The organism is Streptomyces rhizoryzae (genome assembly GCF_023155275.1).
Classification (GTDB): domain Bacteria; phylum Actinomycetota; class Actinomycetes; order Streptomycetales; family Streptomycetaceae; genus Streptomyces; species Streptomyces rhizoryzae.
On the sequence record NZ_JALMUV010000037.1, the window covers coordinates 40,994 to 63,400 of the forward strand.

16 protein-coding genes are annotated in these 22,407 nt (G+C 75.0%); 6 read left to right on the forward strand and 10 right to left on the reverse strand.

Annotated elements, in window-relative coordinates; translation table 11 throughout:
- The first annotated feature begins 91 nt into the window (after positions 1–91).
- The 4 genes from MUU72_RS25590 (at position 92) to MUU72_RS25605 (ending at position 6,195) form a co-directional block, all read left to right on the forward strand.
- A complete protein-coding gene (locus tag MUU72_RS25590; protein ID WP_248015753.1) occupies positions 92–904 on the forward strand; it encodes an ATP-binding cassette domain-containing protein in 813 nt (270 codons plus the stop codon).
- Positions 901–2,181: a sugar ABC transporter permease gene (locus tag MUU72_RS25595; RefSeq protein WP_248015754.1), complete on the forward strand. Its 1,281-nt coding sequence runs from the start codon at positions 901–903 to the stop codon at positions 2,179–2,181. Before MUU72_RS25590 ends, MUU72_RS25595 begins: the two co-directional genes overlap by 4 nt.
- 360 nt (positions 2,182–2,541) lie before the next feature.
- Positions 2,542–4,524 carry a 1-deoxy-D-xylulose-5-phosphate synthase gene (gene dxs, locus MUU72_RS25600; RefSeq protein WP_248015755.1) on the forward strand — a complete coding sequence of 661 codons (1,983 nt, stop codon included), beginning with the start codon at positions 2,542–2,544 and terminating at the stop codon, positions 4,522–4,524.
- 102 nt (positions 4,525–4,626) lie between these two features.
- A complete protein-coding gene (locus MUU72_RS25605) occupies positions 4,627–6,195 on the forward strand; it encodes an amino acid permease (protein ID WP_248015756.1) in 1,569 nt (522 codons plus the stop codon).
- Positions 6,196–6,265: 70 nt separating this feature from the next.
- Here the strand turns inward: MUU72_RS25605 and MUU72_RS25610 are convergent, their stop codons facing one another.
- The 6 genes from MUU72_RS25610 to MUU72_RS25635 form a co-directional block, all read right to left on the reverse strand.
- A complete protein-coding gene (locus MUU72_RS25610) occupies positions 6,266–6,664 on the reverse strand; it encodes a PIN domain-containing protein (protein ID WP_248015757.1) in 399 nt (132 codons plus the stop codon).
- Positions 6,665–6,768: 104 nt separating this feature from the next.
- The gene (locus MUU72_RS25615; RefSeq protein ID WP_248015758.1) at positions 6,769–8,898 is read right to left on the reverse strand and encodes a 3-hydroxyacyl-CoA dehydrogenase NAD-binding domain-containing protein; all 2,130 of its coding nucleotides are present in this window, start codon (positions 8,896–8,898) and stop codon (positions 6,769–6,771) included.
- Entirely contained in the window at positions 8,895–10,115 is a 1,221-nt protein-coding gene (locus MUU72_RS25620; RefSeq protein WP_248015759.1) for a thiolase family protein, read from the reverse strand. The genes MUU72_RS25615 and MUU72_RS25620 overlap by 4 nt, the downstream gene beginning before the upstream one ends.
- A 228-nt stretch (positions 10,116–10,343) precedes the next feature.
- Positions 10,344–11,618 (reverse strand): HRDC domain-containing protein, encoded by a 1,275-nt coding sequence (locus tag MUU72_RS25625; protein WP_248015760.1) that lies wholly within the window; start codon positions 11,616–11,618, stop codon positions 10,344–10,346.
- 82 nt (positions 11,619–11,700) lie between these two features.
- The gene (locus MUU72_RS25630) at positions 11,701–12,363 is read right to left on the reverse strand and encodes a response regulator transcription factor (protein ID WP_016573641.1); all 663 of its coding nucleotides are present in this window, start codon (positions 12,361–12,363) and stop codon (positions 11,701–11,703) included.
- A 276-nt stretch (positions 12,364–12,639) separates the two neighbouring features.
- Positions 12,640–13,296, reverse strand: a complete 657-nt coding sequence (locus MUU72_RS25635; protein ID WP_248015761.1) for a DUF3000 domain-containing protein — start codon at positions 13,294–13,296, stop codon at positions 12,640–12,642.
- Between the two features lie 102 nt (positions 13,297–13,398).
- Between MUU72_RS25635 and hemE the strand changes: the two genes are divergently transcribed.
- Positions 13,399–14,466 carry a uroporphyrinogen decarboxylase gene (gene hemE / locus MUU72_RS25640; protein WP_248015762.1) on the forward strand — a complete coding sequence of 356 codons (1,068 nt, stop codon included), beginning with the start codon at positions 13,399–13,401 and terminating at the stop codon, positions 14,464–14,466.
- Between the two features lie 28 nt (positions 14,467–14,494).
- On the opposite strand, the gene MUU72_RS25645 is transcribed toward hemE, so the two are convergent.
- The 4 genes from MUU72_RS25645 to MUU72_RS25660 all read right to left on the reverse strand — a co-directional run bounded on the left by MUU72_RS25645 (position 14,495) and on the right by MUU72_RS25660 (position 20,741).
- The gene (locus tag MUU72_RS25645; RefSeq protein WP_248015763.1) at positions 14,495–15,880 is read right to left on the reverse strand and encodes an FAD-dependent oxidoreductase; all 1,386 of its coding nucleotides are present in this window, start codon (positions 15,878–15,880) and stop codon (positions 14,495–14,497) included.
- A gap of 174 nt (positions 15,881–16,054) precedes the next feature.
- Positions 16,055–17,512 carry an aldehyde dehydrogenase family protein gene (locus tag MUU72_RS25650; protein WP_248015764.1) on the reverse strand — a complete coding sequence of 486 codons (1,458 nt, stop codon included), beginning with the start codon at positions 17,510–17,512 and terminating at the stop codon, positions 16,055–16,057.
- Positions 17,513–17,809: 297 nt separating this feature from the next.
- Positions 17,810–19,018 (reverse strand): thiolase family protein, encoded by a 1,209-nt coding sequence (locus MUU72_RS25655; RefSeq protein WP_248015765.1) that lies wholly within the window; start codon positions 19,016–19,018, stop codon positions 17,810–17,812.
- Between the two features lie 433 nt (positions 19,019–19,451).
- Positions 19,452–20,741, reverse strand: coding sequence for a DUF4349 domain-containing protein (locus MUU72_RS25660; protein ID WP_248015766.1), 1,290 nt, complete (start codon positions 20,739–20,741; stop codon positions 19,452–19,454).
- A 209-nt stretch (positions 20,742–20,950) separates the two neighbouring features.
- Between MUU72_RS25660 and hemG the strand changes: the two genes are divergently transcribed.
- Positions 20,951–22,405: a protoporphyrinogen oxidase gene (gene hemG / locus MUU72_RS25665; protein WP_248015767.1), complete on the forward strand. Its 1,455-nt coding sequence runs from the start codon at positions 20,951–20,953 to the stop codon at positions 22,403–22,405.
- Positions 22,406–22,407 lie beyond the last annotated feature (2 nt).

The following is a 22,407-nucleotide window of genomic DNA, read 5'->3' on the forward strand; positions in this document are numbered from 1 at the left end:
CCCTCCCCGCCCCCGGCCCGGCCGGCCGCCGCGCCGGGGGCCGCACACCCCCCGCACCACCATTCCCGCCGCAGCGGCGGCGGCGAAGGAGATGATTCACGTGTCCGCTCCGCCCGTGCTGGCGTTGCGCGGCGTCTCCAAGCGGTTCGGCGCCGTGCAGGCGCTCACCGACGTCACGCTGGAGATCCGCGCCGGTGAGGTGGTCGCCCTGGTCGGCGACAACGGCGCCGGAAAGTCCACCCTGGTCAAGACCGTCTCGGGCGTCCACCCGGTCGACGACGGGGCGATCGAATGGCAGGGCGCGCCGGTCCGCATCGGCAAGCCGCACGACGCCCAGGCGCTCGGCGTCGCCACCGTCTACCAGGACCTCGCGCTCTGCGACAACCTCGACGTGGTCGCCAACCTCTACCTCGGCAGCGAGCTGCGCACCGCCGGCGTCCTCGACGAGATCGCCATGGAGAAGCGGGCCAAGGAGCTGCTGGACACCCTGTCCATCCGCATCCCCAGCGTCCGGATCCCGGTCGCCGCGCTCTCCGGCGGCCAGCGGCAGGTCGTCGCCATCGCCCGCGCGCTGATCGGCGACCCGAAGGTCGTCATCCTCGACGAACCGACCGCCGCGCTCGGCGTCGAGCAGACCGCCCAGGTCCTCGACCTGGTGGAACGGCTCCGCGAGCGCGACCTCGCGGTCGTCCTGATCAGCCACAACATGGCCGATGTACTGGCCGTCGCGGACCGGGTCGCGGTGCTGCGGCTGGGCCGCAACAACGGGGTCTTCGACGTCGCGGACACCACCCACGAGGAGATCGTCGCCGCCATCACCGGCGCGTCGGACAACGCTGTCACCCGGCGCACGGCCCGCACCGGCCGGCGCACCGGCCGGCCGGCGAAGGAGGCCAGGGCATGAGCGAGCAGCAGACCACCGGGACCGCGCCCCCGGCCCCGGCCCCCGCCCCGGCCGCCACCGACCCCCGCCTGCTGGTCAGGGAGAAAGGATTCGCCGGCTACCTGGAGGAGTTCGCCCGCCGGATCCGCGGCGGCGAGCTGGGCTCCGTCCCGGTCATCGTCGGCCTGCTCGTCATCGCCGTCGTCTTCCAGTTCAAGAACCGCCACTTCCTCTCCGCCGACAGCCTCACCAACATCGGGGTCTACACCTCCGGCATGGGGATCATGGCCGTCGGCATCGTCTTCGTCCTGCTGCTCGGCGAGATCGACCTCTCGGTCGGCTCGGTGGCGGGCGTCGGCGCGGCGGTCTGGGCGGTGCTCAGCGTCACCCACGGGGTCGACGACTGGCTCGCGGTGCTGATCGCGGTGGCCGCCGGCGGCGTCATCGGCCTCCTGCACGGCTTCTTCTTCGCCCGGATCGGGGTGCCCGCCTTCGTCGTCACCCTCGCCGGCTTCCTGGGCTGGAGCGGCCTCCAGATCTGGCTGATGGGCAAGGAGGGCTCCATCAACACGCCCAGCGGCAGCGTGGTGGAGGACCTCACCGGCTACTACTTCGAGGACAAGGCGTGGGCCTACGGCCTGGCGCTGGTCGCGGTCCTGGCCTACGCGGGCTCGCTGCTGCTGGACACCCGGCGGCGCCGGGCCGCCGCCCTGCCGTTCCGGCCGCTCGGCGAGATCGCGCTGCGCACCGGTGCGGTCGCGGTGATCGCCTTCGCCGTCGCCTACGTCCTCAACGAGCCGTCCGGCGCCCGCGGGCTGCCGCTCGCCCTGGTGCTCTTCCTCGCCGTCCTGGTGCTCGCCGACTTCGTGGTCCGCCGCACCGGCTACGGCCGGCGGATCTTCGCGGTCGGCGGCAACGCCGAGGCGGCCCGCCGGGCCGGTATCAACGTCGACCGGGTCCGGATCACGGTCTTCGGGATCTCCGGCATGCTCGCCGCCTTCGGCGGCCTGTTCATCGCCAGTCTCTCCGGCGGCGCGACCAAGAACCTCGGCTCCGGCAACACCCTGATGAACGTGATCGCGGCGGCGGTCATCGGCGGCACCAGCCTCTTCGGCGGCCGCGGCAAGATCTGGTCCGCGCTGCTGGGCATGCTGGTCATCCAGTCGATCCAGCAGGGCCTGAACCTGCTCGGCATGGCCAGCGAGATCCAGTACATGATCACCGGCGCGGTCCTGCTCGCCGCCGTGGTCATCGACTCGGTGTCCCGGCGGACCCAGAAGACCGCGGGGCGCACCTGACCGCGGGTTTGTCGGTCGTCCGCGGCGGCGCTCCTGGCGCACCTGACCGCGGGTTCGTCGGTCGTCCGCGGCGGCGCTCCTGGCGCACCTGACCGCGGGCCGGCCGGGCGGCGCGCCGCCCCCGCCGTGTCATAGGACGGCAACAGTCTCCGGGAAACGCCCGGGGAACGGCCCCCGCCGGGCGGCTCCCGGCGGGGGCCGCGCCGTGCCCGGAAGGCCGCCGTGACAGGCGGAAACCCGGCTCCGGGGCCGGTTTCACCCGAGTGACACACATCGCGAGGCCCGGCCGCGCCGGCGGCGGACGCGACATTAGACTCATCTGATCGGCAAGCTCGACCTACGGCAGCAAGGAGGCATGGGGTGGCATTGCTGACCCGTATCAAGGGGCCGCGCGACCTGGACCGGCTCTCGCCCGAGCAGCTCACGCAGCTGGCGGGGGAGATCCGGGGCTTCCTGGTCGACGCGGTCTCCAAGACCGGCGGACACCTCGGCCCGAACCTCGGCGTCGTCGAACTGACCATCGCCCTGCACCGCGTCTTCCACTCCCCCAAGGACAAGGTCCTGTGGGACACGGGGCACCAGTCCTACGTCCACAAGCTGCTGACCGGCCGCCAGGACTTCTCCCGGCTCAAGGCCAAGGGCGGCCTCTCCGGCTACCCCTCCCGCGCCGAATCCGCGCACGACATCATCGAGAACAGCCACGCCTCCACGGTCCTGGGCTGGGCCGAGGGCATCGCCAAGGCCCACGAGGTCCGCGGCGTCGACGACCGGGTGGTGGCGGTCATCGGTGACGGCGCGCTCACCGGCGGTATGGCCTGGGAGGCGCTCAACAACATCGCCGCGGCCAAGGACCGCCCGCTGGTCATCGTCGTCAACGACAACGAGCGCTCCTACGCCCCGACCATCGGCGGCCTGGCCAACCACCTCGCCACGCTCCGCACCACCGACGGCTACGAGCGCTTCCTGGCCCGCGGCAAGGACATCCTGGAGCGCACCCCGGTCGTCGGGAAGCCGCTCTACGAGACCCTGCACGGCGCCAAGAAGGGCCTGAAGGACTTCATCGCCCCGCAGGGCATGTTCGAGGACCTGGGCCTGAAGTACGTCGGCCCGATCGACGGCCACGACATCGAGGCGCTGGAGTCCGCGCTGACCCGCGCCAAGCGGTTCGGCGGCCCGGTGATCGTCCACTGCCTCACCGAGAAGGGCCGCGGCTACAAGCCCGCCGAGCAGGACGAGGCCGACCGCTTCCACGGCATCGGCCCGATCCACCCGGACACCGGCCTGCCGCGCTCCTCCGGCGGCAAGGACTGGACCGGCGTCTTCGGCGACGAGATGGTCGCGCTCGGCAAGGAGCGCGAGGACATCGTCGCCATCACCGCGGCCATGCTCCAGCCGGTCGGCCTGGAGAAGTTCGCCAAGGAGTTCCCGGACCGGGTCTACGACGTCGGCATCGCCGAGCAGCACGCCGCGGTCTCCGCGGCCGGGATGGCCACCGCCGGCCTCCACCCGGTCTTCGCGGTCTACGCCACCTTCCTCAACCGCGCCTTCGACCAGGTGCTGATGGACGTGGCGCTGCACCGCTGCGGGGTCACCTTCGTCCTGGACCGGGCCGGGGTCACCGGCACCGACGGCGCCTCCCACAACGGCATGTGGGACATGTCGATCCTCCAGGTCGTCCCCGGTCTGCGGCTGGCCGCGCCGCGCGACGCCGACCAGGTGCGCGCCCAGCTGCGGGAGGCCGTCGAGGTCGACGACGCGCCGACCGTGGTGCGCTACTCCAAGGGCGCGGTCGGCCCGGCCGTCGAGGCGGTCGGCCGGGTCGGCGGCATGGACGTGCTGCGCGAGCCCGGCACCACCGGGCGGCCCGACGTCCTGCTGGTGTCCGTCGGCGCGCTCGCCCCGATGTGCCTGGAGATCGCCGCCCTCCTCGACAAGCAGGGCATCTCCACCACCGTCGTGGACCCCCGCTGGGTCAAGCCGGTCGACGAGGAGCTGCCGGGCCTGGCCGCCAGGCACCGCGTGGTGGTCACCGTCGAGGACAACATCCGCACCGGCGGCGTCGGTTCGGCCATCGCCCAGGCGCTCCGCGACGCCGGGGTGGACATGCCGCTGCGCGACTTCGGCATCCCCGAGCGGTTCCTGGACCACGCCTCCCGCAAGGAGGTCATGGCGGAGATCGGCCTGACCGCGCCGGACATCGCCCGCCAGGTGACCGGCCTGGTCGCCAAGATGGACAACCGCGACGAGGACACCGGCAGCGCCGCCGGCGACGGGGCCGCGGACGCCCCCGAGTCCGTCGGCGGTACGCGGACGGCCGCGCCCGCCGAGGCCGCCCGCGACTGACCCGGACCGCACCGCTCCCGCCGAACTCGGCCGTATCCCGACATTGCGGAGACTCGGTCAGTTCAGGAGATTTGCGAGGGTCATCCAGGCGGAGGTTCGCCCATGAGCACAGAGCACGGACCGCACGGACACGGACCGGCACCCGGGCCGCCCGGGACGCGCCGCGACCGCGGGGTGCTGCGGACCAAGACCATCGAGCAGTCGCTGCGGGACACCGAGGAGCCCGAGCACGCCCTCCGGAAGTCCCTCTCGGCGCTCGACCTGACGGTGTTCGGCGTCGGTGTGGTCATCGGCACCGGCATCTTCGTCCTCACCGGGAAGATCGCCAAGGAACAGGCGGGCCCGGCCGTCGCGATCTCCTTCGTCGTCGCCGGCGTGGTCTGCGCGCTGGCGGCGCTGTGCTACGCGGAGTTCGCCTCCACCGTCCCGGTCGCCGGCTCCGCCTACACCTTCGCGTACGCGTCGCTGGGCGAGCTGCCGGCCTGGATCATCGGCTGGGACCTGATCCTGGAACTGGCCCTGGGCTGCGCGGTGGTCTCCGTCGGCTGGTCCGGCTACGTGCGCTCGCTGCTGGACACCGGGGGCCTGCACCTGCCGCCGGAGCTGTCCGGCAGCCACGGCGGGCGGTTCGGCTTCGACCTGCTCGCCTGCGTCCTGGTGCTGGTGATCACCGGCATCCTGGTGCTCGGGATGAAGCTCTCCTCCCGGGTGACGTCGGTGGTCGTCGGCGTCAAGGTGACCGTGGTGCTGCTGGTGATCATCGCCGGCGCGTTCTTCGTCTCCGGCGCGAACTACCGGCCGTTCATCCCGCCGAGCCGGCCCAGTGCGGGCGGCGGCGGACTGACCGCGCCGCTCTCCCAGCTGATGTTCGGCTTCACCCCGTCGCACTTCGGGCTGATGGGCATCTTCGCCGCCGCCGCGGTGGTCTTCTTCGCCTTCATCGGCTTCGACATCGTGGCGACCGCGGCCGAGGAGACCCGCAATCCGCAGCGCGACGTACCGCGCGGCATCCTCGGCTCGCTGGCCATCTGCACCCTGCTCTACGTCGCGGTGTCGGTGGTCGTCACCGGCATGGAGAAGTACGACACGCTGTCCGTCGACGCCCCGCTGGCCGACGCCTTCAAGCACGTGGGGTACCCGTTCTTCGCGGGCCTGATCAGCTTCGGCGCGGCGGTCGGCCTGACCTCGGTGTGCATGATCCTGCTGCTCGGCCAGAGCCGGGTGTTCTTCGCGATGAGCCGGGACGGGCTGCTGCCGCAGCTCTTCTCCCGCGTGCACCCGAAGTTCGGCACCCCGCACCGCTCGACCCTGGTGCTGGGCGCCGTCGTCGCGGTGGTCTCCGGCTTCACCTCCATCGACGTGCTGGCCGAACTCGTCAACATCGGCACGCTGTTCGCGTTCGTGGTGGTCGCCGTGGGCGTGGTGCTGCTGCGCCGCTCCCGGCCCGATCTGCCGCGCGCCTTCCGCACCCCGGGGGTGCCGTACGTCCCGCTGCTGTCGGTGCTCGCCTCGCTCTGGCTGATGCTCAACCTGCCCGCCGAGACGTGGATCCGCTTCGCGATCTGGATGGCGGCCGGGGTCCTGCTCTACGCCGCCTACGGGCGCCGCCACAGCCGGCTCGCCGTCCGGCAGCGGGCACACCGCCCGGACCCGGCCGCCGGCCGGCCGTAGCCCCTCCTTCCGGCCCCGCCCCGAAGCGTGCCGGGCGCCGGACGGCAGGCGGGAGGGCGGTGACCGGGCCCTAGGACGCCCCGCCCCGCCCCGTACCGCCCCACACCGTCCGGGGGCCCGTCACGCGGGCGCCCAGGGCCTGGACGCGCTCGCGCAGACCGCGGTCGGCGGTGACCACCAGGCAGTCCCGCCCGGCGCCCTCCTCGGCCACGAGCGCGACGATCCGGTCGTCACCGCTGCCGTCCGCCGCCACCACCCGCACGTCCTCGACCGACGCCACCCCGCGCGCCGCGCCCTCCACCACCAGGACCAGCTCCAGCGGCGGCCCGGCCAGCCCGGGCAGCCCGGCGCCGGCGTAGCGGACCAGCCCGTCCCGCAGCCGCTCGGCGGCCCCGCGCCGGTCCCGCCACCAGCCGTCGGGCACCGAGCCGACGACGTTCGCGGCATCGACAATGACCAAGGAATCCATACCGCCAGCCTGCCACGGCCACCGCCCCGGCCCGGAAACGCGACGGCGCGCGGACCGGCTCACCGAGCTGGTCCGCGCGCCGCGTGCCCTGCCGCGCGCGCCCGCTACGCGGGGACGCTCGCGACGCCGGGGGCGAGGAACTTCTTGCCGGTCACCCGCTCCGAGACGCCCTCGCGGTCCAGGTACGGCGTGATGCCGCCCAGGTGGAAGGGCCAGCCGGCGCCGGTGATCAGGCACAGGTCGATGTCCTGCGCCTCGGCCACCACGCCCTCGTCCAGCATCAGGCGGATCTCCTGCGCGACGGCGTCCAGCACCCGGTCGCGGACCTGCTCCTCGGTCAGCACGGTGTCGCCCTGCTTCAGCAGCGCGGCGACCTCCGGGTCCAGCTCCGGGGCGCCGGAGTCGTAGACGTAGAAGCCGCGCTTGCCGGCCTCCACGACCGCCTTGAGGTTGGGGGAGACCGTGAAGCGGTCCGGGAACGCGCCGTGCAGCGTCTCCGAGACGTGCAGGCCGATCGCCGGGCCGACCAGCTCCAGCAGCACCAGCGGGGACATCGGCAGCCCGAGCGGCTCGACGGCCCGCTCGGCGGTGGCCACCGGGGTGCCCTCGTCGATGACGTTCTGGATCTCGCCCATGAAGCGGGTCAGGATGCGGTTGACGACGAACGCCGGGGCGTCCTTCACCAGCACCGCGGTCTTCTTCAGCGACTTGGCGACCGCGAAGGCGGTGGCCAGCGACGCGTCGTCGGTCTTCTCGGCCCGGACGATCTCCAGCAGCGGCAGGATCGCGACGGGGTTGAAGAAGTGGAAGCCCACGACCCGCTCGGGGTGCTTCAGCTTCGAGGCCATCTCGGTGACCGACAGCGAGGAGGTGTTGGTGGCGAGCACGGCGTGCTCCGGCACGACCGCCTCGACCTCCGCGAACACCTGCTGCTTGACGCCCATCTCCTCGAAGACGGCCTCGATGACGAAGTCCGCGTCGCCGAACGCCGCGGCCTTGTCGAGGTGGCCGCTGACCAGGCCCTTGAGGCGGTTCGCCTTGTCCTGGTTGATCCGGCCCTTGAGCAGCAGCTTGTCGACCTCGCCGTGGACGTACGCCACGCCCTTGTCGATACGGGCCTGGTCGATGTCGGTGAGGACGACCGGCACCTCCAGGCGGCGCGCGAAGAGCAGGGCCAGCTGTGAGGCCATCAGGCCGGCGCCGACCACGCCGACCTTGGTGACCGGCCGGGCCAGCGACTTGTCCGGCGCACCGGCCGGCCGCTTGGCGCGCTTCTGCACGAGGTTGAACGCGTAGATGCCGGCGCGTAGTTCGCCGCCCATGATGAGGTCGGCCAGCGCCTGGTCCTCGGCGTCGAAGCCCTGCCGCAGGTCGCCGTTCTTGGCGGCGGCGATGATGTCCAGCGCGCGGTAGGCGGCCGGGGCCGCGCCGTGCACCTTGCCGTCCGCGATCGCCCGGCCGCGCTGGACGGCCGCGTCCCACGCCTCGCCGCGGTCGACCTCGGGGCGGGAGACCTCGGTGGCGCCGGTCAGCACCGCCGCGGTCCAGTCCAGCGACCGCTCCAGGAAGTCCGCGCCCTCGAACAGCGCGTCGGCGATGCCGAGGTCGAAGACCTGCTGCCCCTTGAGCTGCTTGTTCTGGTTGAGGGAGTTCTCGATGATGACCGAGACGGCCTTGTCGGCGCCGATGAGGTTCGGCAGCAGCGTGCAGCCGCCCCAGCCGGGCACCAGACCCAGGAACACCTCGGGCAGCGAGAACGCCGGCAGCGCCTTGGACACCGTGCGGTAGGTGCAGTGCAGACCGACCTCGACCCCGCCGCCCATGGCCGCGCCGTTGTAGTACGCGAAGGTCGGCACGGCCAGCCCTGCCAGCCGCTTGAAGACGTCGTGGCCGCCCTTGCCGATGGCCAGCGCGTCCTCGTGCCGCCCCAGCAGCTCGACGCCCTTGAGGTCGGCGCCGACCGCGAAGATGAACGGCTTGCCGGTGATGCCGACGCCGGTGACGGCGCCCTCCGCGGCCTCCTTCTCGACCTGGTCGATGGCGGCGTTGAGGTTCGCCAGCGACTGCGGGCCGAAGGTGGTCGGCTTGGTGTGGTCCAGGCCGTTGTCCAGCGTGATCAGCGCGAACCGGCCCGCGCCCCGGGGGAGGTCGAGGTGGCGCACGTGCGCCTGGGTGACGACCTCGTCGGGGAACAGCTCGGCCGCACCCTTCAACAGCTCAGCGGTCGTGGTCACTTGCCTGCCCCCTCGAAGTGCGGGTTCTCCCAGATAACGGTGCCGCCCATGCCGAAGCCGACGCACATGGTGGTGATGCCGTAGCGGACGTGCGGCTGCTCCTCGAACTGCCGCGCCAGCTGCGTCATCAGGCGCACGCCGGACGACGCCAGCGGGTGGCCGAAGGCGATCGCGCCGCCGTACTGGTTGACCCGCGGGTCGTCGTCGGCGATGCCGTAGTGGTCGAGCAGCGAGAGCACCTGGACGGCGAACGCCTCGTTGATCTCGAACAGGCCGATGTCGTCGATCGTCAGACCGGCCTTGGCCAGCGCCTTCTCGGTCGCCGGGACCGGGCCGATGCCCATCACCTCGGGCTCGACACCGGCGAACGCGTAGTCCACCAGCCGCATCTTGACCGGCAGGCCCAGCTCGCGGGCGACGTCCTCGGCGGCGATCAGCGAGGCGGTGGCGCCGTCGTTGAGGCCGGCGGCGTTGCCCGCCGTGACCCGGCCGTGCGGGCGGAACGGGGTCTTCAGACCGGCCAGATTCTCCAGCGTGGTGCCCGGGCGCATCGGCTCGTCGGCGGTGGCCAGGCCCCAGCCGGTCTCGCCGCCCTCGGGGTTGGTGCGGCGCACCGAGATCGGCACCAGGTCGGCCTGGATCTTGCCGTCGACGTACGCCTTGGCGGCCTTCTCCTGGCTGCGCACCGCGTACTCGTCGGCGCGCTGCTTGGTCAGGTGCGGCAGCCGGTCGTGGAGGTTCTCCGCCGTCATGCCCATGAAGAGCGCGGACTGGTCGACCAGCTTCTCCGACACGAAGCGGGGGTTGGGATCCACGCCCTCGCCCATCGGGTGCCGGCCCATGTGCTCGACACCGCCGGCCACGGCGATGTCGTACGCGCCGAAGGCCACCCCGCCGGCGACGCTGGTCACCGCGGTCATCGCACCGGCGCACATCCGGTCGACCGAGAAGCCGGGCACCGACTGCGGCAGCCCCGCCAGGATGGCGGCCGTGCGGCCCAGGGTCAGGCCCTGGTCGCCGATCTGGGTGGTGGCGGCGAGGGCGACCTCGTCGATCCGGGCCGGGTCCAGGTCCGGGTTGCGGCGCAGCAGCTCCCGGATGCACTTGACGACCAGGTCGTCGGCGCGGGTCTCGTGGTAAATGCCCTTCGGGCCCGCCTTGCCGAACGGGGTGCGGACGCCGTCGACGAAGACGACGTCCCTAGCGGTACGAGGCACGTTGGCTCTCCTCCAGGTGCGGGATGGCACTGCTGCGGGCGCGCCCCGGAGGACGCGTCACACGCCCATGCTACTTACGGGTAACCACGCTGCACACCCCCCTCGCCCGGAGCGGTGAACGTCACACCGGCGGGTGGCCGGAAGCCGCCGGTGCGCGGACGCGAACGGCCCCGGTCGTGCCCGTGGGGGCGCGGCCGGGGCCGTGCGGGCCGCCGGAGCGGGGCCGGGTCAGGAGCCGTTGGCCACCAGGGCCTCGGTGAGGGCCGGCGTGACCAGTTCGACCTGCCAGGGACGGGCGCCGTGGCCGGCGAGGACGGCGGCGACCGTCTCCGGGGTCGGACCGGCCGGCGGCTCCCAGCACAGCCGGCGGACCGTATCGGGGGTGATGAGGTTCTCCTGCGGGAGGTTCAGCCGCTCGGCGAGCGCCGTCACCGCCGCCCGCGCGGCGGTCAGCCGGGCCGCCGCGGCCGGGTCCTTGTCGGCCCACGCGCGGGGCGGCGGGGGGCCGTTGAGCGGCTGGCCGGGCTGCGGCAGCTCGCTGTCCGGCAGCGCCCGGGCGCGGTCCACGGCGGCCTGCCACTGCTCCAGCTGGCGCCGGCCCATCCGGTGCCCGAAGCCGGGCAGCGCGGCCAGCGCGTGGGTGTTCGGCGGCAGGCCGAGCGCCGCCTCGATGATGGCGGCGTCGCCCAGCACCTTGCCGGGCGAGACGTCGCGCCGCTGGGCGACCTGGTCGCGCAGCGTCCACAGCTCCCGCACCACCGCCATCTGCCGGCGCCGGCGCACCTTGTGCATACCGGACGTGCGGCGCCAGGGATCCTTGCGGGGCGGCGGCGGGGGAGCGGCGGCGATCGCGGCGAACTCCTGCCGGGCCCACTCCAGCTTCCCCTGCCGGGCCAGCTCCTCCTCCAGCGCGTCCCGCAGGTCCACCAGCAGCTCCACGTCGAGCGCGGCGTAGCGCAGCCAGGGCTCGGGCAGCGGGCGGGTGGACCAGTCGACGGCGGAGTGGCCCTTCTCCAGGGCGTAGCCGAGGACGTTCTCCACCATGGCGCCCAGGCCGACCCGGGCGAAACCGGCCAGCCGCCCGGCCAGCTCGGTGTCGAACAGCCGGTCCGGGACCATCCCTATGTCGCGCAGGCAGGGCAGGTCCTGGGTGGCGGCGTGCAGCACCCACTCGGCACCGGAGATCGCCTCGCCGAGCGCGGACAGGTCGGGCACGCCGACCGGGTCGATCAGGACGCTGCCGGCGCCCTCGCGGCGCAGCTGGACGAGGTAGGCGCGCTGGCCGTAGCGGTAGCCCGAGGCGCGCTCGGCATCCACCGCGACCGGGCCGCGGCCCGCCGCGAAGGCGGCGACGACCTCGGCGAACGCCTCGGGCGTCGCGGTCACCGGGGGGATGCCCTCGCGGGGTTCCAGTAGGGGTACCGGCGCCGGTCGGGAATCCGGAGGCGATTCTCCGGGTGCTCGCAGTGTCGTGTCTGCTGCGGTCTTTTGGGCGTCGGTCACCAGTCAAGGGTATCTGTGGATGCGCGTCGCCCGTCGGGGGAATCTTCCCTCGACGGGCGGGACGGGGCGTGCGGTGGGGTTTTCAGTGGATGATGCCGGTGCGCAGCGCGACCGCGACCATTCCGGCGCGGTCGCCGGTGCCGAGCTTGCGCGCGATCCGCGCGAGGTGGCTCTTCACGGTCAGTGCGGACAGTCCCATCGAGACGCCGATCGCCTTGTTGGACTGGCCCTCCGCCACCAGCCGCAACACCTCGACCTCGCGTCCGGACAGCTCGCGGTAGCCGCCGGGGTGGCCCGGGGCGCCGGGCGGGCGGCGCTGCATCCGGGCGGCGTTGGCGCCGATCGGGGCGGCGCCCGGCCGGCCCGGCAGGCCGAGGTTGGTGCGGGTGCCGGTGACGACGTAGCCCTTGACGCCGCCGGCCAGCGCGTTGCGCACGGCGCCGATGTCGTCCGCGGCGGAGAGCGCGAGCCCGTTGGGCCAGCCGGCCGCCCGGGTCTCGGACAGCAGGGTCAGACCGGAGCCGTCGGGAAGGTGGACGTCGGCGACGCAGATGTCGCGCGGGTTGCCGACGCGGGGGCGGGCCTCCGCGATGGACGACGCCTCGATCACGTCGCGGACGCCGAGCGCCCACAGGTGACGGGTGACGGTGGAGCGGACGCGGGGGTCGGCCACGACGACCATGGCGGTCGGCTTGTTCGGGCGGTAGGCGACCAGGCTCGAAGGCTGCTCAAGGAGAACTGACACCGGGCCTCCTGGGGAGTGGCGGGGGACGGAAGCCGGCTGGGGAAAGCCGGAATGATCCGTGTTTGAAGGGTCACTGACCTCTTCGGCAGCAATCCGGCGGGACTTTAGAGTTTGATCACGATTTAGTTAGGGGCAATTCGGGCAAATCGGATGCGTGAGCGATCAAGGTGAGCACGCAGTGCACCTCGAGGTGATCACAGGCGTACGGAAACGACGAAGCGCCGCGCACCGGGACAACCCGGACACGCGGCGCTCGGTCGTCGCCGTGCCTGCGGCTCAGCGGGCCTGCGGACCGCGGCGCTGCGGCAGCGGCACCACGCCGCCGTGCGGGGACGGGTCGAGCGGCGCCGGCGGCAGCCCGGCCACCTGGCACAGCAGATCGCACCAGGCCGCCAGGTGCGCCGCCAGGTCCGGCACCCCGCCCGGCCCCTCGGCCGGCGTCCACGACGCCCGGATCTCGATCTGGGTGGCCGGCTCCCGCGCCGCCAGCCCGCCGAAGTAGTGCGACCCGGCCCGGGTGACCGTCCCGCTCGGCGCCCCGTAGCGCACCCCGCGCGCCTCCAGCGCCCCGGTCAGCCAGGACCATGACACGTCCGGAAGCAGCGGATCGGTGCCCATCTCCGGCTCCAGCTCCGCCCGGGCCAGCGTCACCACCCGGAACGTGCCCTGCCAGGTCTCGTCGCCGGCCGGCTGGTGCAGCACCACCAGCCGCCCGTCCGCCAGGTCCCGGTCCTCCCCGTCCGCCCCCGCGCCGCGCTCCACCACCGTCGCCTCCAGCGCGTACGCGTACGGGGCGAGCCGTTTCGGGGCGGGTGTCGGGCCGGTCTCGATCTCCGGCCGCAGTCGTGCCGCGCGGAGCGCCTCGACCGCCTGACGGAAGGGGATCGGGGTCTCGTCCGCGCTGTCCGCGAGGTGTTCGTGAGCCGCAGCCATGCCCGGAAGGGTAGGCGGAAGACGGCGCTCATACGGGGAGGACACCCGGTGCGCGCGTCGCCCATTCGGAGCTGTCGCCGGGCGCATGCGAAGATTTGCCGCGTGAGCGCCAACGACGCCCCTACGGGCCAGCAGCAGACCGCTACGTACGACTCGGCATTCCTGCGGGCGTGCCGGCGCGAACCGGTGCCGCACACGCCGGTGTGGTTCATGCGCCAGGCCGGCCGTTCGCTGCCCGAGTACCGCAAGGTCCGCGAGGGCATCGCGATGCTCGACTCCTGCATGCGCCCCGAGCTGGTCACCGAGATCACGCTCCAGCCCGTCCGCCGGCACGGCGTGGACGCCGCCATCTACTTCAGCGACATCGTGGTGCCCCTGAAGGCCATCGGCGTCGACCTGGACATCAAGCCCGGCGTCGGCCCGGTGGTGGAGAACCCCGTCCGCACCCGCGCCGACCTGGAGCGGCTGCGCCCGCTGGACCCCTCCGACGTCCCCTACGTCACCGAGGCCATCGGCCTGCTGACCCGCGAGCTGGGGGCCACCCCCCTGATCGGCTTCGCCGGCGCCCCCTTCACGCTCGCCAGCTACCTCGTCGAGGGCGGCCCGTCCCGCAACCACGAGAACACCAAGGCCCTGATGTACGGCGACCCGCAGCTGTGGGCCGACCTGCTCGACCGGCTCGCGGACATCACCGCCGCCTTCCTCAAGGTCCAGATCGAGGCCGGCGCCGCCGCCGTGCAGCTCTTCGACTCCTGGGTCGGCGCGCTCGCCCCGGCCGACTACCGGCGCGCGGTCCTGCCGGCCTCCGCCAAGGTCTTCGACGCGGTCGCCTCCTACGGCGTCCCGCGGATCCACTTCGGCGTCGGCACCGGCGAACTCCTCGGCCTGCTGGGCGAGGCCGGCGCGGACGTGGTCGGCGCGGACTGGCGGGTGCCGCTGGACGAGGCGGCCCGCCGGGTCGGCCCCGGCAAGGCGCTCCAGGGCAACCTCGACCCGGCCGTGCTCTTCGCCCCCCGCGAGGCCGTCGAGACCAAGGCCCGCGAGGTCCTGGACGCGGCCGCCGGCCTGCCCGGCCACGTCTTCAACCTCGGCCACGGCGTGCTGCCGAACACCGACCCGGACGCGCTGACCCGCCTCGTGGAGTACGTCCACACGCAGACCGCGCGCTGACCGGCGGCGGGGGCGCGGCCCGCAGGGGTCAGGCCCCCGCCTCCCGCACCGCCGCGGCGGCCTTGCGGGCGGCCACCAGGACCGGGTCCCACACCGGCGAGAACGGCGGGGCGTAGCCCAGGTCCAGCGCGGTCATCTGCTCCACGGTCATCCCGGCGGTGAGCGCCACCGCGGCGACGTCCACCCGCTTCCCGGCGCCCTCCCGCCCGACGATCTGCACCCCCAGCAGGCGGCCGGTGCGCCGCTCGGCGAGCATCTTCACGTGCATCGGGCGGGCGCCGGGGTAGTAGCCGGCGCGGCTGGTCGACTCGACGGTGACGGCGACGAACCGCAGCCCCGCCGCCTCGGCCTGGCGCTCCAGCAGCCCGGTGCGGGCGATCTCCAGGTCGCAGACCTTGCTCACCGCGGTGCCCACGACCCCGGGGAAGGTCGCGTAGCCGCCGGCCACGTTGGCGCCGATGACCTGGCCGTGCTTGTTGGCGTGGGTGCCCAGCGGGATGTGCCGGGGCTCGCCGGTGACCAGGTCGCGCACCTCGACGCAGTCGCCGCCGGCCCAGAGGTGCTCCTGCCCGGCGACCCGCAGCGCCAGGTCCGTGCGCAGCCCCCCGGACGCGCCCAGCGGCAGCCCGGCCGCCTCGGCCAGCGAGGTCTCCGGGCGCACGCCCATCCCCAGGACGACCGCGTCGGCCGGGTACTCGGCGTCCTCGGTGACCACCGCGCGGGCCCGTCCGCCCTCCCCGGTCAGCACCTCGGTGACCCGGGCGCCGGTCACCACCTCGATGCCCATACCGCACATCGCGGTGTGCACCAGCGCGCCCATGTCCGGGTCGAGCGTGGACATCGGCTGGTCGCTCTGCTCCAGCACCGTCACCGAGAAGCCGCGGTGGACCAGCGCCTCGGCCATCTCCACGCCGATGTAGCCGGCACCGATGACCACCGCCCGGCGGCCCGGCGCCCCCTGGAGCCCGTGCAGCACCGCCTGCCCGTCGTCCAGCGTCTGCACCCCGTACACCCCCGGGGCGTCGATGCCCGGCAGCGGCGGGCGCAGCGGCCGCGCTCCGGTGGCGATCACCAGCTTGTCGAAGCCGGTCCACTCCTCCCGGCCGCCGTCGTCCAGCGCCCGGGTGCGCACCCGGCCCTTGTCCAGGTCGAGGGCGGTGACCTCGGTGCGCAGCCGCAGGTCGATGTCCCGGGCCCGGTGCTCCTCGGCGGTCCGCGCGATCAGCGCGTCCGGCCCGTCCACCGCGCCGCCGACCCAGTAGGGGATCCCGCACGCCGAGTACGAGGTGAAGTGGCCCCGCTCGAACGCCGTGATGCGCAGCGCGTCCGGCCCCTTCAGGCGGCGGGCCTGCGACGCGGCGGCCATCCCCGCCGCGTCCCCACCGATGACCACCAGCCGCTCCGGCACCGCCATACCGCGTCCTCCCGCTCGTCTCCCGCGTGCCCGCGCACGTCCGTACGGAACTGCTCGTTCCTGCCCGTTTCCGAGCGTTACCGCTCAAGGCGGGTCCTATCCCTGCCCGGTCCGCCCGGCCCCATGATCGCGGGTGGCGGCCGGGCGCGCACCGCCGGCGGACCGGTGGTGCGGTCAGAACGGGTAGCCGGCCGGGGTGGCGCGGACCGTCGTCCAGCGGGTCTCGGTGAACGCGTCGAGGTTGGCCGCGCCGCCGAACCGGGAGCCGGTCCCGGAATCGGCCAGTCCGCCGAAGGCCGCCACCGGTTCGTCGTTGACCGTCTGGTCGTTGATGTGCAGCAGCCCGGTGGGGATCCGGTCGGCCAGCTCCAGGGCGCGGGCCGCGTCGCGGGTGACGATGCCCAGCGCCAGCCCGTAGGCGGACTCGTTGGCCAGCGCCACCGCCTCGTCGGGGTCCCGGAAGGCCCGCACCGGCGCGACCGGGCCGAACACCTCCTGCCCGTACGCCGGGCTGGCGCCCAGCGGCCCCGGCCCCCCGGCGGCCGGGCCCGCGTCGGCGAGCACCGTCGGCCGGTAGAACAGCTCCTCGTGGGTGCCGCCGGCCGCGATCCGCACGCCCGCCGCGGCGCTCTCCCGCACCAGCGCGTCGATCTTCCGCAGCTGCCCGCGGTCGATGACCGGGCCGAGGTGGACCTGCGCGCGGTAGGGGTCCCCGACGGTCAGCGCGTCCGCCTTCGCCGCCAGCCGCTCCACGTACTCCTCGTAGCGCGAGGCGTGCACCAGGTGCCGGCCGGCCGTCATGCAGACCTGGCCCTGGTGGAAGAAGGACGCCCAGGCGGCCGTGGACATCGCGGCGTCCAGATCGGCGTCCTCCAGCACCACGAACGCGCTGTTGCCGCCCAGTTCGAGATGGGCCCGCTTCAGGTGGCGCGCGGCCAGCTCCCCGACGCTGCGGCCGGCCTCGGTCGAGCCGGTGAACGAGATGACCCGCACCCGCGGGTCCGCCACCAGCGCCCGCCCGGCGTCCGCGCCGCCGGGCAGCACCCGCAGCAGTCCCGCCGGCAGCCCGGCCTCCGCGAACACCGCGGCCACCACGTGCCCGCCGCACACCGCCGTGCGCGGGTCGGGCTTGAGGACGACGGCGTTGCCCAGCGCCAGGGCCGGCGCCACCGACCGCAGCGCCAGGACCAGCGGGACGTTGAACGGCGCGATCACCCCGACCACCCCGGCCGGCAGGCGGCTGGTGAACGACAGCCGCGGCGCGCCCGAGGGCAGCACCTCGCCGAGCGGGCGGTGGGCCAGCGCGGCGGCCTCATAGCACTCCTCGGCCGCGGTGCGGATCTCGAAATCGGCCTTGCCCCGGACGCTGCCGGCCTCCCGGACGAGCCACTCGCCGATCTCCGCGGCGTGCCGGTGGATCAGATCGCCGGCCCGGCGCAGCACCGCGGCCCGCTCGGTGTACGGTCTGCGCGCCCAGTCCCGCTGCGCCGCCGCGGCCGCGGCCGCGGCGTCCGCGACATCGGCGGGCGCGGCCAGCGTCAGCTCGCCCAGCACCGCGCCCGTCGCGGGCTCCACCGCCTCGGCCGGACCGCCGCGCAGGGCGCACCAGTCCTTGGGATCGAGCAGGGCCATCGCGCCAACCTCCGGGAGAACGGGGACAGTTGATTGCTGAACGAGTGTGCCCCACGGCCCCGGCGGCCGCCCGCCGGGGGCCGGCCCGGGGGCCGGGGGCCGGGGCCCTGTCCTGGAGTACCGGAGTATGTGGAGTGGCGGAGTGCCGGAGGGACGGGGCACCGGAGTGAAGGGGGCATCGCCCGGTGCGGCGAGAGGGCGTGGGGGCGCCGCCGGACGTGCGGGCGCCGCGGGGCGTACGGGCGCCGCCGGGCGGGTGGGGCGCCGCCCGGCGGACGGGACCGTGCGGCCCCCTGGCTAGCGCTCCAGCACCATCGCCAGGCCCTGGCCGACGCCGATGCACAGGGCGGCCAGCCCGGTGCCCGAGCCGCGGGCGGCGAGCTGGTGGGCGACCGCGCCGGCCAGCCGGGCCCCGGAGGCGCCCAGCGGGTGCCCGATGGCGATCGCCCCGCCGCGCGGATTGACCACCGAGGGGTCGAGTTCCGGCCACTGGGCGAGGCAGCCCAGCGCCTGGGCCGCGAACGCCTCGTTCAGCTCGCAGACCGCCAGGTCGTCGAAGCCGCGCCCGGCCCGGTCCAGCGCCCGGCGGACCGCCTCGACCGGTCCCAGCCCGAACAGCTGCGGCTCGATACCGGTCACCGCGCTGGCCCGGATCCGGGCCAGCGGCTCGCGCCCGGTGGCCCGCAGCCCCTCCTCGCCGACCAGGAGCAGCGCCGCGGCGCCGTCGTTGAGCGGGGAGGAGTTGCCGGCGGTGACGGTGCCGCCGGCCGGCCGGAACACCGGCTTCAGCTTCGACAGCGCCCCGAGGGAGGAGTTCTCCCGGACCGTCTCGTCGCGGAGCAGGTCCACGTCCGGCAGCGGCACCACCTCGCCGGCGTAGGCGCCCGACGCCCAGGCCCGGACCGCCTTCTGGTGGCTGGCCAGCGCGAAGACGTCCTGCTGCTCGCGGGTGATGCCGTGCCGGTCGGCGACCAGCTCGGCGCCCTCGCCCAGCGACACCGTCCACTCCGGCGCCATCCGGGGATTGACCATCCGCCAGCCGAGCGTGGAGGAGAACATCTCCTGGTGGCCCGCGGGGAATGCCCGGTCCGGCTTGCGCAGCACGTAGGGCGCCCGGCTCATCGACTCCACCCCGCCGGCCACCGCGATCTCCGCGTCGCCGTGCGCGATGGCCCGGGCCGCCTGGATGACGGCCTCCAGCCCGGATCCGCACAGCCGGTTGACCGTGACGCCGGGGACGGTCGCCGGCAGCCCCGCGAGCAGCACTGCCATCCGCGCCACGTTGCGGTTGTCCTCGCCCGCGCCGTTGGCGTCGCCGAAGTACACGTCGTCGATCCGGGCCGGGTCGAGCTCCGGGGTGCGGCCCACCAGGGCGCGCAGCACGTGGGCGGCGAGGTCGTCGGGGCGGACCCCGGCCAGCGCGCCGCCGTATTTGCCGACCGGTGTCCGTACCGCGTCGACGATGTAGACGTCCCGCAGGGTCGTGCGCGGGTGGGGCTCGGTCATCAGGGTGCGTCCTCGCTGTCGTCGCGGTCCGGCGCCGCTCGCTGCGCGCGCCCTCCCCGCGGTACCGGGCTCGGGGCCGGCGGCCGGTACGAAGATCGCCGCCCGCCGCCCCGAGTCTTTGCCCGCCACCGCCCGCTGTCAACGGGGTGGCCGGCCACCCCGGACGCCGGAGGGGGCGGCGGGGGGCCGGGGCGGTGGTGCCGGGGGGACGGCGGGGACAGCGGGGAGGGCGGTGCCGGCGGGGGTGACGGGCGCGCGGGGCGCCGCCGGGGGCGGCGGTGCCGCTTGCCGTGCCGGGGCCGCCGGGTGTCCGGGGGCCGCCGGATGGCCTGGGGCCGTCGGGTGTTCCGGGGCCGCCGAGTGCCCCGGGGGTGGGGGCCGCCTTGGCCGGGTCCGGTCCCCGGTCCCGCGCGGCCCCGCCTGTCGCTTGGGGTTACCGCGTCCCGGTCTGCCTGCTTGCCGGGTCCGGTTCGCCGGTGCCGTCCACGCCGCGTGTCGCGTCGGGCTTGCCCGTTGCGTGCACCCCGTCCGTGGGGTCCGGCCGGTCTGTCGCTTCCGGTTCGCCGGTGCCGTCCACGCCGCCTGTCGCGCCGGGCTTGCCCGTCGCGTCCCATCCGTCCGTGGGGCCCGGCCTGTCCGTCCCCTCCAGTCCGCCGGTGCCGTCGAGCCCGCCTGTCGCTCCCGGCCCGCCCGCCCCCTCCACTCCGCGCGTGCCGCCCGGCTCGCCGGCGACGCCCAGCCCACCGGCACTACCCGGCCCCCCGACGCCCCCGGACCCCCCGCCGCCCGGTGGCCGCCGTCGGTGGCGAAGCGGGCTTGTGGGGAAGCGGCCGCGGGTCGTTCGCCACAGGGCGTGGAGGGCCGCGCCGGTGAGGGCGAAGGGGAGGAGCGCGGCGAGGGCCACCAGGACCCAGCGGGCCGCCCCGGTGAAGGTGTGCCAGGCGTCCCGGAGGGCGTCGCCGAACGAGGCGCCGCTGCCGGGGGAGGGGTCCTCGACGGCGCCGGGCCGGCGCAGCAGCAGGGTGACGGTGGCCGCGCCGGTGCGGTCCTTCAGGGACGCCAGCTGGGCCTCCAGGGACTCCAGGTTCGCCTCCCGGGTGCTCAGTTCCGACTCCAGGGCGGTGATGTCGGCGATCGAGGACGCCCGGTCCATCAGCGCCCGGATCCGGTCGACGCTCGCCCGCTGGGACTTCACCCGGCTGTCGGTGTCCACCACCTGGTCGGTGACGTCCCTGGCCGACACCTCGCGGGCGAGCACCGTGCCGAGCCCGGACAGCCGCGCCAGCAGCGCGTCGTACCGCTCCGGCGGCACCCGCAGCACCAGCTTCGACCGGTCCCGGCCGTCCGGGTCCCGGTCGGTGGTCTCCTCGGCCGCGTAACCGCCCGCGTCCGCCGCGGCGCTCCGGGCCCGGGCGAGCGCCCCGGCCACGTCGCCGGTCCGCACGGTGAGCGTCGCGGTCCGCACGACCTGCGCCGCCTTCGCCCGTACGCCGGCCGGCGCACCGGCTCCCCGGCCCGCCGCGCCCTGCCGGGCGCCGCCCGGCTGCTGCGGCGCGGCGGCGCCCCCGCCCGGTCCGGCCGCCGCGTCGGCCGCGGCGGTCGGACCGCTCGCCGCCGAGGTGCAGCCGGCCGCCGCCAGCGACACCACCAGCAGCACCGCCGCCCCACCGGCCCGCCGCGCCCCCGGCGTCCGCCTGCCGCGCCGTCCCCGTGTTCCCCGCATGTCCGGTGGTCCCCTTCCGTAGGCGGCCGCCGGGCGGCGGCGGTACGGGCCGCCGGTCCCCAACAGGCCGGAGTCCGCTGCCTCTTGGACGGGGCCGCCCGGCCGGCGGTTGCCGCCGCGGGGTCTCGAAGCGGTCACGGCCGAACGGCCCGGTCCGGCGGGCCGGACCGCCCCGGGGGCGTCCGCACCCGCTCTGAGACAGTGGACCCATGAGCACAGCGCACACCGGTACGGGCCCGGAGCCCGGTCATGTCGTGGTCATCGGCGGCGGGATCGCGGGGCTGGCCGCCGCGCACCGGCTGCTGGCGGGCGGCGCCCGGGTGACCCTCCTGGAGTCCTCGGGACGGCTCGGCGGCAAGCTGCTGGCCGGCGACATCGCGGGCGTACCGGTCGACCTCGGCGCCGAGTCGATGCTGGCCCGGCGGCCGGAGGCGGTGGAGCTGGCGCGCGCCGTGGGCCTGGGCGAGCGGCTCCAGCCGCCCGGCACCGCCACCGCCTCCCTGTGGACCCGCGGGGCGCTGCGCCCGATGCCCAAGGGCCATGTGATGGGCGTCCCCGGCGACCTCGGGCCGCTCGCCGCCTCCGGGGTGCTCTCCCCCGAGGGCCTGGCGCGGATCGAGCAGGACCGGACGCTGCCGGCCACCGAGGCCGGCGACGACGTCGGGGTCGGCGCGTACGTCGCGGCCCGGCTCGGCCGCGAGGTCGTCGACCGGCTCGTCGAACCGCTGCTCGGCGGGGTCTACGCCGGTGACGCGTACCGCATCTCGATGCGGGCGGCCGTCCCGCAGCTGTTCGAGGCCGCGCGGCGCGGCGGTTCGCTGATCGAGGGCGTCCGCGCCCTCCAGGAGCGCACCGCGGCCACCGTCCCCGGGGGTCCGGCCGCCACCGGCCCGGTCTTCATGGGCCTCGCCGGCGGTATCGGCACCCTGCCCGGCGCGGTCGCCGACGCCGTACGGCGCTCCGGCGGCGAGATCCTGCTGCACACCCCGGTGCACGAGCTGGCCCCGGCCGGCGGCGGCTGGCGGGTGCGGGCCGGCGACCGGTGGCTCACCGCCGACGCGGTGGTCCTGGCGGTGCCCGCGCCCGCCGCGGCCGGCCTGCTCCGCACCGGCGCGCCGGCCGCCGCCGGTGTGCTGGACGCCGTCGAGTACGCCTCGATGGCCCTGGTCACCATGGCCTTCCGCCGCGCCGACCTGCCCGCCGTCCCCGGTGGCAGCGGCTTCCTGGTGCCGCCGGTCGACGGCCGCCGGATCAAGGCGTCCACCTTCGCCAGCCACAAGTGGAACTGGATCGCCGAGGCCGGCCCGGACCTCTTCGTGCTGCGCACCTCCCTGGGCCGCTACGGAGACGACGCCGACCTGGCGCGGGACGACGCCGACCTGGTCGCCCTCTCCCGCACCGACCTCGGCGAGGCCGTCGGCCTGACCGCCCGCCCGGTGGCCGCCACGGTCACCCGCTGGGACGCCGGGCTGCCCCAGTACACCGTCGGCCACGTGGACCGGGTGGCCCGGATCCGCGCGGCGGTCGCCGGCCTGCCCGCCCCGCTGCGGGTCTGCGGGGCGCTCTACGACGGCGTGGGCATCCCGGCCTGCGTCGGGTCGGCCCGGCAGGCCGCCGACGAGGTGCTCGGGACCCTGGCGGCGGGTTCCTCGGGGGGCGAGTGAGA